The sequence below is a fragment of the Muricoccus harenae genome (assembly GCF_009848505.1).
GTDB classification, from domain to species: domain Bacteria; phylum Pseudomonadota; class Alphaproteobacteria; order Acetobacterales; family Acetobacteraceae; genus Roseomonas; species Roseomonas harenae.
The window spans coordinates 23,599-35,178 of record NZ_WWDL01000011.1; the positions used below are offsets into that span (position 1 = coordinate 23,599).

General features: G+C 69.0%; 11 protein-coding genes. 2 read left to right on the forward strand and 9 right to left on the reverse strand.

Going from position 1 to position 11,580, the window contains the following annotated elements; genetic code table 11:
• Nucleotides 1–108 precede the first annotated feature (108 nt).
• From GSE44_RS09910 to GSE44_RS09950, 9 genes are all read right to left on the reverse strand, one after another.
• Nucleotides 109–2,556 (reverse strand): GcvT family protein, encoded by a 2,448-nt coding sequence (locus GSE44_RS09910; protein ID WP_201306010.1) that lies wholly within the window; start codon nt 2,554–2,556, stop codon nt 109–111.
• A gap of 89 nt (nt 2,557–2,645) precedes the next feature.
• Entirely contained in the window at nt 2,646–3,617 is a 972-nt protein-coding gene (locus GSE44_RS09915; RefSeq protein ID WP_328799067.1) for a DMT family transporter, read from the reverse strand.
• 20 nt (nt 3,618–3,637) lie between these two features.
• Complete coding sequence (locus GSE44_RS09920) at nt 3,638–4,627, reverse strand: Gfo/Idh/MocA family protein (protein ID WP_235924692.1); 990 nt, start codon at nt 4,625–4,627, stop codon at nt 3,638–3,640.
• A gap of 97 nt (nt 4,628–4,724) precedes the next feature.
• On the reverse strand, nt 4,725–5,561 hold the full coding sequence (locus GSE44_RS09925) for a metal ABC transporter permease (protein WP_159348643.1): 837 nt from the start codon (nt 5,559–5,561) through the stop codon (nt 4,725–4,727).
• On the reverse strand, nt 5,558–6,427 hold the full coding sequence (locus GSE44_RS09930; protein WP_159348644.1) for a metal ABC transporter permease: 870 nt from the start codon (nt 6,425–6,427) through the stop codon (nt 5,558–5,560). The genes GSE44_RS09925 and GSE44_RS09930 overlap by 4 nt, the downstream gene beginning before the upstream one ends.
• Nucleotides 6,427–7,209 carry a metal ABC transporter ATP-binding protein gene (locus GSE44_RS09935; protein WP_159348645.1) on the reverse strand — a complete coding sequence of 261 codons (783 nt, stop codon included), beginning with the start codon at nt 7,207–7,209 and terminating at the stop codon, nt 6,427–6,429. The genes GSE44_RS09930 and GSE44_RS09935 overlap by 1 nt, the downstream gene beginning before the upstream one ends.
• The gene (locus GSE44_RS09940) at nt 7,209–8,129 is read right to left on the reverse strand and encodes a metal ABC transporter substrate-binding protein (protein ID WP_159348646.1); all 921 of its coding nucleotides are present in this window, start codon (nt 8,127–8,129) and stop codon (nt 7,209–7,211) included. The genes GSE44_RS09935 and GSE44_RS09940 overlap by 1 nt, the downstream gene beginning before the upstream one ends.
• A 95-nt stretch (nt 8,130–8,224) precedes the next feature.
• The gene (locus GSE44_RS09945) at nt 8,225–8,704 is read right to left on the reverse strand and encodes a hypothetical protein (RefSeq protein WP_159348647.1); all 480 of its coding nucleotides are present in this window, start codon (nt 8,702–8,704) and stop codon (nt 8,225–8,227) included.
• 375 nt (nt 8,705–9,079) lie between these two features.
• Complete coding sequence (locus tag GSE44_RS09950; protein WP_159348648.1) at nt 9,080–9,418, reverse strand: hypothetical protein; 339 nt, start codon at nt 9,416–9,418, stop codon at nt 9,080–9,082.
• A gap of 120 nt (nt 9,419–9,538) precedes the next feature.
• On the opposite strand from GSE44_RS09950, the gene mntR reads away from it, so the two are divergent.
• Both mntR and GSE44_RS09960 read left to right on the forward strand, forming a co-directional pair.
• The gene (gene mntR, locus GSE44_RS09955) at nt 9,539–10,027 is read left to right on the forward strand and encodes a manganese-binding transcriptional regulator MntR (RefSeq protein ID WP_235924693.1); all 489 of its coding nucleotides are present in this window, start codon (nt 9,539–9,541) and stop codon (nt 10,025–10,027) included.
• A 277-nt stretch (nt 10,028–10,304) separates the two neighbouring features.
• Complete coding sequence (locus GSE44_RS09960) at nt 10,305–11,567, forward strand: D-alanyl-D-alanine carboxypeptidase family protein (protein ID WP_235924694.1); 1,263 nt, start codon at nt 10,305–10,307, stop codon at nt 11,565–11,567.
• Nucleotides 11,568–11,580: the final 13 nt, after the last annotated feature.

An 11,580-nucleotide genomic window follows, 5' to 3' on the forward strand; every position in this document is an offset into this window, starting at 1 on the left:
CCGCCACGCGCCCAGCGCGATGTCATCGCCTCCGTGCATCGATGCGGTTGAGCCAAAGGGAACGAGCGCCCGGCCGCGCCATACGACTCCTCCAGCGCCGCCCGCACGTCACGCCCTCACGCGCTGTCCGGACGGATCGTAGAACGGCTTGAGCGAGGCCGTGGCGGGAATGCGCTCGCCCGCGACCTCGATCTCATAGCGCCCGGCCTTCACATAGCCGGCGTCGACCGGCCCGTTGCCGCTGCGGACATAGCCCATGCCGAGCGAACGCCCGAGCGTATGGCCGAACATGCCGGAGGTAATCCGCCCCACCAGCACGCCGTCCCGCCAGACCGGCTCGTTGTGGTAGAGAAGGTGGCCGGTGCTCTCCAGGGCGAAGGAGACCAGGCGCTTGCTCACCCCTGCCTCCTTCTGCCGCAGCAGCGCATCCCGGCCGAGGAAGCCGGGATTCTTGGTCCAGGACACGGCAAAGCCCAGGCCGGCCTCGATCGGTGTGTCCTCATCCCCGACGTCATGCCCCCAGTGGCGATAGGCCTTCTCCATGCGGAGTGCGTTCATGGCGTGGTAGCCCGCATGGCGCAGGCCCACCGTCGTGCCCGCCTCGACGATCACGTCATGGACGGCCTGGGCGAACTCCGTCGGGATGTAGAGCTCCCAGCCCAACTCGCCGACATAGGTGATCCGGCTGGCCCGCACCCTGGCATAGCCCAGGTCAATCACCTGCGAGGTTCCGAAGGGAAAGGCTTCGTTGGACAGGTCGGCGGGCGTCAGCCCCTGCAGCAGCTCCCGCGATCGCGGGCCCATCACGCCTAGCACGGCATAGGCCGAGGATACATCCACCGCCAACGCGCGCTCATCCTCGCGAAGGTTGCGCTTCAGCCAGCCGAAGTCGCGGACCTGCGTCGCGCAGGCAGTCACGATGAGGTAGCGCGTCTCGGACTCCCGGGTGACGGTCAGATCCGCCTCGATGCCGCCGCGCGCGTTCAGCCATTGCGTGTAGACGATGCGGCCCTCCGGCACCGCCACGTCATTGGCGCAGATCCGGTTCAGCGCCCGCTCCGCATCCGGCCCCTCCAACACGAACTTGGCGAAGGAGGACTGGTCGAACAGGCCGACAGCCTCGCGGGTCGCGCGGCACTCCTCGGCGCAATGCTCAAACCAGTTCTGCCGGCCATAGGAATAGCGGTATTCCGGCACCACACCCTCCGGCGCGAACCAGTTCGGGCGCTCATAACCAGCCACCTCTCCAAAGCACGCACCGCTCGCCGCCAGGCGGTCATGCAGCGTGGAGCGCCGCACGCCACGTGCCGTCGCGGGCTGCCGGAACGGCCAGTGCATGTCGTAGAGAAGGCCGAGCGTCTCCTTCGTGCGGTCATGCAGGTAACGGGCATTGCGCTGGAAGGGCATCATCCGGCGGATGTCCACGTCCCACAGATCCACGGGCGGGTGCCCGTCCAGGATCCAGTCCGCCAGCACCTTGCCCGCGCCGCCGGCGGACTGGATGCCGATGGAATTGAAGCCGGCCGCCACGAACAGGTTCCGCACCTCCGGCGTCTCGCCCAGCAGGTAGCGGTCATCGGGGGTGAAGCTCTCCGGCCCATTGAAGAAGAGCTGGATGCCAGCCTTGCCTAGCGCCGGCACACGGTGAATCGCTGCATTCAGCTGCGGCTCGATGTGCTCGAAGTCCCCGGGAAGCTGGTCGAAGCAGAAGGTCTCGGGGATGCCGTTCACGCCCCAGGGCTTCGCCACCGGCTCAAACCAGCCCACCAGGAGCTTTCCCGTCTCCTCCTTGAAGTAGGAGCAGGCGGCGCCATCCCGCAGCACCGGCAGGTGCGGCGTCAGGCCCGGCACCGGCTCGGTGACGATGTAGAAATGCTCGGCGGCATGCAGCGGGATGCTGACATTGCTCCAGCCCCCGATGCTGCGGCCCCACATGCCGCCGCAATTCACGACATGCTCGGCGCGGATCTCGCCAAACTCCGTCCGCACGCCGGCGGCACGGCCGTTCTCCACCATGATGTCGGTGGCGCGGGTATTCTCGAAAATCCGTGCGCCGCGGCTCTTCGCGCCCTTGGCCAGGGCCTGGGTGGTGTCGACCGGACTCGTCTTGCCGTCCTTGGGGAGGAACACGGCGCCGGTCACGTCATCGGTCCGAATCAGCGGCCAGATCCGGCCCGCCTCCCGACCGGACAGCACCTCCACCTCGAGCCCGAAGCAGCGCGCCGTCGAGGCGCTCCGGCGCAGCTCCTCGAAACGCTCCGCGTCCGTCGCCAAAGCGAGCGAGCCCGTTTGCATGAAGCCGGTTGCCTGCCCGGTCTCGGCCTCCAGCGAGGCGTAGAGCTGGGTGGTGTACTGCGCGAGGCGGGTCAGGTTGGGCGTGGCACGAAGCTGCCCCACCAGCCCGGCCGCGTGCCAGGTGGTGCCGCAGGTCAGCTGCCTGCGCTCCAGCACAACGACGTCCGTGCAGCCCCGCCTGGTCAGGTGATAGGCCACGCTGCAACCGACAATGCCGCCGCCGATGATGACGACCTGGGCGCGAGACGGAATGTCGGCCACGGCTGGCTCCTTCGGCATGGGCAGTTCGTAGAACTATCCGCGATCGTTCCGGATCGGTGAAGCCGGCCGATCCGCAACAGGATCGGCCCTCAGCTCGCCTTGCGCTGCGTCCAGCCAAGGTAAAGCCCCGAGGCGACGATGATGGCGCCACCGGCCCAGGTAACCGCATCCGGCAGGTGCTGGAAGAACAGCCAGCCGATCGCGACGGAGCCGAGCAACTGGAAGTACTGGAAGGGCGAGACGATGTTCGCGGGCGCGTAGAGCAATGCACGCGCCACGAAATAATGCCCGATGGCTCCGAATGCGCCGCAACCGAGGAACAGCAGGAAGTCGGCCAGGGTTGCCGGGTTTTGCCACACGAAGGGCAGCGTCAGCATCAGACCGAAGGCCCCCACAAGCGTGCACCAAAGCGCCGACGTCGCCGGCGGATCATAGGGCGCCACGAGCCGCGTGAGGATTTGGTACACGCCATAGGCGGTCGCGGAGAGCAGCACCAGGACCGAAGCCCACTGGAACACGCCGCTGCCCGGGCGCAGCAGCACCAGAACGCCGATGAAGCCGACGAGCACAGCGCCAATCCGGCCGGGCGTCGTCCGCTCCCGCAGCACCGGCCACGCGAGGAGGGCGACAATCAGCGGGGCCGCCAGCTGGATGGCGGCCTGCTCGGCGAGCGCGATGAAGGTCAGCGCATAGAAGGACGCGAGGTTCGAGGTGGTCAGCATGGCAGCGCGCATGAGCTGAAGGCCGGGCCGCCGACTGCGCAGCACGCCAAGCCCCGAGCCCGGCAGGAACAGCGCCGACAGGAACAGGAGATGGACGAAGGCCCGCGCCCAGGACACCTGCAGGGAGGAATAGTCCTGCCCGAGGATCTTGGCGAAGCCGCTCATCACCGGGAACATGAGCCCCGCCGCGCACATGCACAGGATGCCGTGGAGGATACGACGCGGGGCCGGCGCCTGGCCCGATGTCACGCCTGGAGGCTCTTCATCCGGCGCAAGCTTGTCGTGCCCGCACCCGCCATGCAACCGGGCCGCCGCCCTTCCCAAGGGCGGCGTGCCCATGAACCCTCGCCTGGAAATCCTCAGCCGGTGGCGAGGATTGCCTCGACGATCTCCTGCACCTCCAGCGCTTCCCGCAGCGTCGCGAGGCTTTGCGGCTCGCCCCGGGTCATTGCCACCACCTTGTCGAGCTGCCCGCGCAGCACCAGCGGCCGCATGCGCTCATTGGGCAGCGCATCGGCCTCGGTGGCCCAGCCGCCATCCGTCTCGCGCTCGGCCACCGACCAGTCCCGCAGGCGGATCGCGCCGGCAGAGCCGCGCAGGGTCCAGCCATTGGCGTCGTCCCGCTCGGTGGTTCCAACGGAGCCGCGCAGGGTTACGGGGACGCCGCCCGCGGTCAGCCGGGCCACGATGGAGGTTTCCGCCCCATCCCCGCCCGGATAGGTCGCCCGCGCCTGCTCCAGCTTCAGCGGGCCGAGCAGCCGGCGGGTCAGGAACAGGAAATGCGACACGACCTCCCGCGTGAAGCCGCCCTCGGCCCGGCGCGCGAGCCAGCCTGAGGCGTCGTGCTGCCAGGAGCGAGGCCAAGTGGCGAAGGCGACCTCGATCTCCAGCGAGGCCGGGGCCCCCACCGTGCCGCCGTCCCGCCAGGCCAGGAGCTGCGCCACGGCCGGGGACGAGGCCATGGGGAAGTTCACGGCCGCCCGGGCCCCGCCGGCCTCGGCGCGGAGCACGAAATCACGGGCGGCGGCGGTGTCGTGGGAAAGCGGCTTCTCCAGCAGCACGGCGCGTCGCGCAGAGAGCGCCGCTTCGGCTAGGGGGAGGTGGGCCGCCGGCGGGGCGGCGATGTAAAGGCAGTCGCAGGCGTCGATCACCGCCTGGGCGCTCTCCAGCATCGGCAGACCCGGGGCAATGGCCGCAAGCCGGGTCGTGGCATCCGGGGAGGGGTCCCACACACCCGTCAGGTCGAGCGGCGCCGTGCTGTGGTCCAGCGCCGCGCGCAGCAGCCGCTCCCCCATGATGCCGAAGCCGACGATACCCAGCCTCACCGCGTCAGCACGCTTTGCTTCCAATCCGATATGTCCTCTGATTCGAGAGCGCGGGACCATGAACGCAGCCTTCGTGCCACGCCAGTCCCGGCGGTGCCGAAAGCAACCGGCAGGGATAGGATCAGCCCCTGACCGCTCTCGCCCGCAGCAGGCCGTGCCGGGGCGACGCCAGCAGGGCCAGCAGGAACAGCCCCGACAGCACCACCACGATGGAACCGGCGGAGGAGGCGTTCAGCATGAAGCTGATCTGGATGCCCGCGACGACCGCCAGGCAGGCACTGCCCACGGCCACCAGCACCATCCGCCCGAACCGCGCCGTCATCAGCAGGCCGATGGCGCCCGGCGTGATCAGCAGCGCCACCACCAGGATGACTCCCACCGCCTGCACCGCCGCCACGATGCTGGCCGCCAGCACGACCAGAAGAAGCAGGCGCAGCCGTTCCACATGCAGGCCCGCAACGCGCGCCTGCCCTGGATCGAAGCAGAACAGCAGCAGGTCGCGCCCGCGCACCGCCAGGATCAGCAGCGCCGCGCCGGCGATGCCCAGGATCTGCCAGAAGTCCTCATCCTCGATGCCCAGGATGCTGCCGAAGAGAACATGGGAAAGATGCACGTCCGACCGAACCTGGGTGAGCATGACGAGACCGAGGGCGAACATGCCGCTGAACATCACCCCCATCGCCGCATCCTCCTTCACCCGACTCACGGCGCGGATGGCGCCGGCGCCGACCGCGCAGGCGAGCCCGGCGACAAAGGCGCCGATCACCAGCGGAATGCCGAGGAGATAGGCGCCGACGACACCGGGTAGGATGGCGTGGCTGACCGCGTCGCCCATCAGCGACCATCCCTTCAGCACGACAAAACAGGAGAGGATGGCCGAGAGCACGGCCACCAGCAGCCCGACCAGCAGTGCCTGCTGCATGAATCCATGGGTCCATGGCTCGATCAGCGCGGTCATGCCGCCACCTCGTCGCCCTGGGCGGAACGCCTTGCGGCGCGCCGCGCGGCCAGGATGCCGTGGCGCGGCGCCGCCACCAGCACCGCGAGGAAGATCAGCGCCTGGGAGGCCACGATGACGCCGCCCGTGGAACCATCGAGGAAGTAGCTGGCATAGGCGCCCAGTAGCCCGGTGCTGGTCCCGATCCCGGCGGCAATTGCGGCCATGCGGCCGAAGCGGTCCGTCAGCAGATAGGCGGTGGCGCCCGGGGTGACGAGCATACCGATCACCAGCACCGCCCCCACCGCCTGCAGCCCTGCCACCGCCGTCGCGGCCAGCAGCGTCAGCAACAGCAGGCGCATGGCACCCGGGCTACCGCCGATCGCCGCGAGCTGCACGGGATCGAACAGGGAGAGCATGAGGTCCCGCCCCTTCACGGCCAGGACCAGCACCACCAGCACCGCGATGATGGCCATCTGCAGGATGTCGGCATCCGCGATGCCCAGCACATTGCCAAAGACGATGGTGCGCAGCCGGACATTCGAGGGAAAGAGTGAGAGCAGGAACAGTCCCAGGCCAAAGAAGCCGGTGAAGACCACGCCGATCACCGTGTCCTCGCGCAGGGGCGTCCGGCCGCGCAGACCGGCCATGGCCCCTGCCGCGAGCAACCCCGAGGCAAAGGCGCCGATGGCGAAGGGAATCCCGCCCATCCAGGCCAACACCACCCCAGGCACCACCGCATGGCTCAGCGCATCGCCCATCAGGGACCAGCCCTTCAGCACGACATAGCAGGAGAGCAGGCCCGCCACTGCGCCCACCAGTGCGCTGATCGCCATGGCGCGCAGCATGTAGTCATAGGCGAAGGGGATCAGCAGCTCCTCGACCATCAGGCGGTCTGCTCCGCGGGCCGCCGCTGCGGGAGCCGGGCCGGGTGCCGCAGCGCGCCGCCGAAGGCCATGCGCAGGTTCTCCTCGGTGAAGACCTCTGCGGTGGGGCCGGAGGCCAGTACGGTGCGATTCACCAGCACCACCTCGTCACAAAATTCCGGGATGCTGCCGAGGTCATGGGTGGAGACGAGCACGATCCGGCCTTCCTCCCCGAAGCCCTTCAGCAGGGCGATGATCGCCTGCTCCGTCGTCGCGTCCACGCCGGTGAAGGGCTCGTCCAGCAGGAGCAGCTCCGCCCCCTGCGCGATGGCGCGGGCGAGGAAGACCCGCTTGCGCTGCCCGCCCGACAGCTCACCGATCTGGCGATCCGCCAGCGCGCCCATGCCAACGCGCTCCAGCGCCCCCGCGACCGCGGCACGATCCGCGGCGCGCGGGATGCGGAGGATGTTCATGTGCCCGTAGCGGCCCATCATCACCACGTCCCGCACCGAGACGGGGAAGGTCCAGTCCACCTCCTCCGCCTGCGGCACATAGGCCACGCGGTTCCGGCGCAACGCGGCCTCCACCGGCTCGCCGCCGATCAGCACGCGCCCGGAGGTGGGGCGCACCAGTCCCATGATGGCCTTGAACAGCGTGGACTTGCCGGCGCCGTTGATGCCGACCAGCCCGCAGATCGTGCCCGCCTCCAGCCGGAAGCCGGCATCGCGCAGCGCTGTATGGCCGTTTGCATAGGTGACGGAGACGGCCTCGACCGAGAGATCGGGTGAGACGGGCGCGCGCATCAGCGGGACGCCTGGCCGTCGCCAAAGGCGCGCAGGATTGTCTCCGCATTCGCCTCCAGCAGCCGGAGATAGGTGGGGACCGGGCCATCCGCCGCGGTCAGGCTGTCCACATGCAGCACGCCGCCGAAGCGCACCCCGGCCTCGCGCGCTACCTGGCGCATCGGGCGGTCGTTCACCGTGCTCTCACAGAAGGCCGCGGGGGGACGGCTGCGGCGCAGCGTGTCGATCAGTGCCCGCACCTGGCGCGGCGTGCCCTCCTCCTCGGCGTTGATGGGCCAGAGATAGGCCTCGCGCAGGCCGTAGTCGCGGGTGAAATAGCTGAAGGCCCCTTCGCAGGTGGCCAGCACGCGGCGCTCCGCCGGAATGGTCGCCAGCCGCTCGCGCAGCTTGGCATCCACGGCCCGCAGCCGCTCCGAATAGGCCTGGGCATTGGCTGCGAAGACTGGCGCCCGGGCGGGATCGAGCTCGGTCAGCGCCTTGCGGATGTTCTCAACATAGGTCAGTGCGACAGTCGGCGACATCCAGGCATGGGGATTGGGCTTGTCCTTGTAGGGCCCTTCGCCGATGCCGATCGGCGCCACTCCCTCGGTCAGCACCGCCTGGCGGACATTGCTCACGCGACCGAAGAACCGCTCGAACCAGCGCTCCAGCCCCATGCCGTTCCAGAGCACGAGATCGGCTGCCTGGGCCCGCGCCACATCCTGCGGGGTGGGGTCATAGTCATGGATCTCAGCGCCGGGGCGAGTGAGGCTTTCCACGATGGCGCCGTCACCGGCCACGTTGCTCGCCATATCCGCCAGCACGGTGAAGGTGGCCACCACCCGCTTCGGCGCGCCGGGCGCCTGGGCCATGGCGGGCATGGCTGCACCTGCCGTCAGGGCGGCGGCGAGAAGCAGGCGGCGGGGAAGCTGAAGGAACATGCGTTCTCCTGTCGGTGTTTCCCGAACGTCCAGCACGTGAGCTAGAACGTAGGATATGCTACATTCAAGGTCGAGTGGAGACCCTGACCGCGATTTCAGAAGCGGTGGGCCACGCCGAGGGCGATCCCGAGGTCATTGGCGGTGACGCCGCCTTCCTCGATCTGCCGCCAGCCAATCTGCATAGTGAGGCCCGGGAGGACGGCCTGCGGAGGCAGCAGCTCCTCCAGAACAACGTCCAGGCCGATGGTACGCTGCGCCGAACGGGATTTGGCGCCACCCTCGTCCTCGTTCCATTGCCGGCCCTCCGTATAGGAGAGGCCGAATGCCCCCCATTCCAGGGAAACGCCCGCCATGGCGAAGCGTCGCTCCCTCCTGCGGAAGCCATCGGCATGGTCCAGCCGCACCGCCTCAGCCATCGGCACCACGCGGAGGCCAGGCACGGGGCGAAAGGCCCAGGCGACGGCGCCCACGAGGCCACGCTCCGTCGCGTCCTGTCCCGCAAGCCGGGCATCCTCCCCGGCTCCCCGGTGGGAAAGGCCGAAGCTGTAGTCCAGCACACCCAGCGGCAGGGTCATTCCCTCCCCGGCCAGGGAGACCACGGTGCTGGAGAACCCGTCAGTGTTGCCCGTCCCCCCCACGGAACGGCGAAGCTTGGCCCGGTGCGAGCGGCGGCCGGTCTGCGGATCCTCCACCGCGTAACGGTGGTTGAAGAAGCCTGTAGAGAGGAAGCTGCGATCTGCCCGGAAGATCTCAACCCGGACCGAACTGGCGCCCCATTCCGGCAGCAGATGAAGAAGGTCCGGTAAAGAGATGTCGATACCGGCGCCAATCTGCTCGGCGATCTCGTAGCGCTCCCCGAACTCGGTCCCGTAGAGGCCGGGGCCCGCGTTCCAGCCCAGGCCGAAGCGCGGGTGGATCTTGCCAGCCGCGAGCGCCAGGGGGCGGGCCGTTTAGGTGAGATAGAGCTGATCGACATAGGCCGTTTCGTCCCGCAGGACCTGGCTGCGCCCCGTCGCCGCGCGGTCACGCTGCTCCATGCGGAAGGCGCCGGTCAGACCGAGCCCGGTGCTGCTGGTGACGGTCAGATCCGCCTCGACCTCCATGAAGGCATTTGAATGGGCGCGCATGCCGCCGGCGGGACCCAGGCGGTCGGCCCGCAGGACGATCTCCGCACCGCCATCCACATCGACCCAGAAGGGGCCCCGGGCATGCGCACCGGTGGCGCCGAAGGCGAGCATAGCCATGAGGGCCAGGAAGAGGGGTAAAGGCGACACGCCCAGCGCAACCATGAAGAAACTCCAACTTGTCTAAGTCTCACCCGATTCATGAGCAACATCCTAATTGTAGCCAAAGCTACATTTCTGCAAGTGGGTTTGCGGCGGCGTGGCCGATGGGCTACCCGGAGCCTTGTGACCGCCACTCCAACACGCAGACCGCGCCGCACGCCCCGTGGCGCTCCGCCAGCAGAACTGCCCGCCGAGCCCGCGCAGGCGGCACGCCACAAGCGTGCCCGCACCGCGCGCGCGGGCGCGCTGCTCGAGGATTACGTGGAGCTGATCGATGACCTGCTGGCGACGGGCGGCGAAGCGCGCGCCACGGATATCGCCCGCCGCCTCGGCGTCAGCCATGCCACGGCCATCAACACGATCGGTAGGCTGAAGCTGGCGGGCCTCGCCCATAGCAAGCCCTATCGCGGTATCTTCCTGACCGAGGCCGGCCAGGCGCTGGCGCAGACGGTCCGCGCTCGCCACCGGCTGGTGGTGGATGTGCTGGTGGCTATCGGCGTGCCGCAGGATGTTGCGGAGACTGATGCCGAGGGCATCGAGCATCATGTCTCTGAACCGGCGCTCAAGGCCTTCGAAGAATTCCTACGGAACCGGCCGCGCGATCCTCGCTGATTTGCCGGCGCCGGTTCCGCTCCGGCACCGAAAGCAGTCCGGCGGTGCATTGTTGTCAAAATGTATCTTGCACGGCGCGGATGGCTTCAAAGCTTCCCACCACCGCACGGGATATGCATGCTGCGGGCAGGCGGACACGGCTTGTCCATGCGACGTCTGCCAATGGCCGAGGCGATGCATGGCCTTGACCAATCCGCCGGTGGAACTCGCCGCCGCGGGCAGTGACACGCGCGCAGAATCCGGGGGGAGGTTGCGCGCGTAGAGGGGGGATCTGCCGATGCTGGCTGCCAGCATAGCCGTAGCCGTAGCCGCGCGTGCGCGCATCGTCCTGCATGTCGCCCGCTTGTGTGCTTTCGGTATGGCCGCGCTCGTCATGCCGGCCCTCATCGCATCTCCCGTATCCGCGCAGATTGGCAGCGAGCGCTATGCCGCCTTCATGCAGGACGCCGATACGGGCGAGGTGATGCTCGCCATCGATGCCGACGAAGCGCGCTATCCGGCCTCGCTGACGAAGATAATGACGCTCTACTTGGCCTTCGAGGCGCTGCAGAGCGGCAAGATCAGCGAGAACTCCCGCATCCGCGTGTCGCGCCACGCTGCGGACATGGAACCGTCCAAGCTGGGATTGCGCGCCGGCAGCACGATCCGGGTGCGCAATGCGATCATGGCCCTCGTCACCAAATCGGCCAATGACGCGGCGGCGGCGCTCGGCGAACATCTTGCTGGCGGCAGCGAGGCCGCCTTCGGGCGGATGATGACGCGCAAGGCGCGCGCGCTCGGCATGTCCAGGACCACCTTCCGCAATGCCTCGGGCCTGCCGCATCCGGCGCAGGTGACCACGGCGCGGGACATGGCCACGCTCAGCCGCCGGCTGATCCAGGATTTTCCCCAGCGCTACGCCTATTTCAGCGCAGCGAGCTTCGACTGGCGTGGCCGCAACATGCCCAACCACAACCGGCTGCTGGCCGATTACGATGGCGCGGATGGGATCAAGACCGGCTACATCCGCGCCAGCGGCTTCAACCTTGCCGCCAGCGCCAAGCGCAACGGCCGGCGCCTCGTGGCCGTCGTGTTCGGCGGCGCCTCGGGGCGGGAACGCGACGCCCATGTCATGGCGCTGCTGGATCGCGGCTTCGGCGAGATGGAGCGCGACGCACCCTCGGATCTGCTGATGGCGCGCCGCAGTGGCGGCCTCCGGCTGGTCGGGAGCGCAATGGCCGCTCCCATCGCACCGACCCTGCGACGCCCAGCTGCCCGCCCCGTGGCCATGGCGGCGCCGCGGCCGGCGCCAAGGGCGCGGGCCTCGGCCAGCCGGGGCGACTGGGCGGTGCAGGTGGGCGCTTTCGACGCGCGCGCATCGGCCCAGGCCGCCGCGCGACGGGCCGCGGCACGCGGTGGCCAGGTGCGGGTCGAACGGGTCCGCGCCGGCGGGAAGCGGCTCTGGCGCGCACGGGTGACCGGCCTTTCCGCCACGCATGCACGCAGCACCTGCCGCGCCACGCGCGGGCCCTGCATGGTGCTTTCATCCTCCCGGCAGTAGCGCCGGCACAGGG

What these genes read in the sequence shown, in the direction of transcription:
- GSE44_RS09915 (WP_328799067.1), bottom strand. Translation starts at nt 3,617, where the DNA reads ATGGGCACGCCGCCCTTGGGAAGGGCGGCGGCCCGGTTGCATGGCGGG.
- GSE44_RS09925 (WP_159348643.1), bottom strand. Translation starts at nt 5,561, where the DNA reads ATGACCGCGCTGATCGAGCCATGGACCCATGGATTCATGCAGCAGGCA.
- GSE44_RS09930 (WP_159348644.1), bottom strand. Translation starts at nt 6,427, where the DNA reads ATGGTCGAGGAGCTGCTGATCCCCTTCGCCTATGACTACATGCTGCGC.
- GSE44_RS09935 (WP_159348645.1), bottom strand. Translation starts at nt 7,209, where the DNA reads ATGCGCGCGCCCGTCTCACCCGATCTCTCGGTCGAGGCCGTCTCCGTC.
- GSE44_RS09940 (WP_159348646.1), bottom strand. Translation starts at nt 8,129, where the DNA reads ATGTTCCTTCAGCTTCCCCGCCGCCTGCTTCTCGCCGCCGCCCTGACG.
- GSE44_RS09945 (WP_159348647.1), bottom strand. Translation starts at nt 8,704, where the DNA reads ATGACCCTGCCGCTGGGTGTGCTGGACTACAGCTTCGGCCTTTCCCAC.
- GSE44_RS09950 (WP_159348648.1), bottom strand. Translation starts at nt 9,418, where the DNA reads ATGGTTGCGCTGGGCGTGTCGCCTTTACCCCTCTTCCTGGCCCTCATG.
- GSE44_RS09960 (WP_235924694.1), top strand. Translation starts at nt 10,305, where the DNA reads ATGCTGGCTGCCAGCATAGCCGTAGCCGTAGCCGCGCGTGCGCGCATC.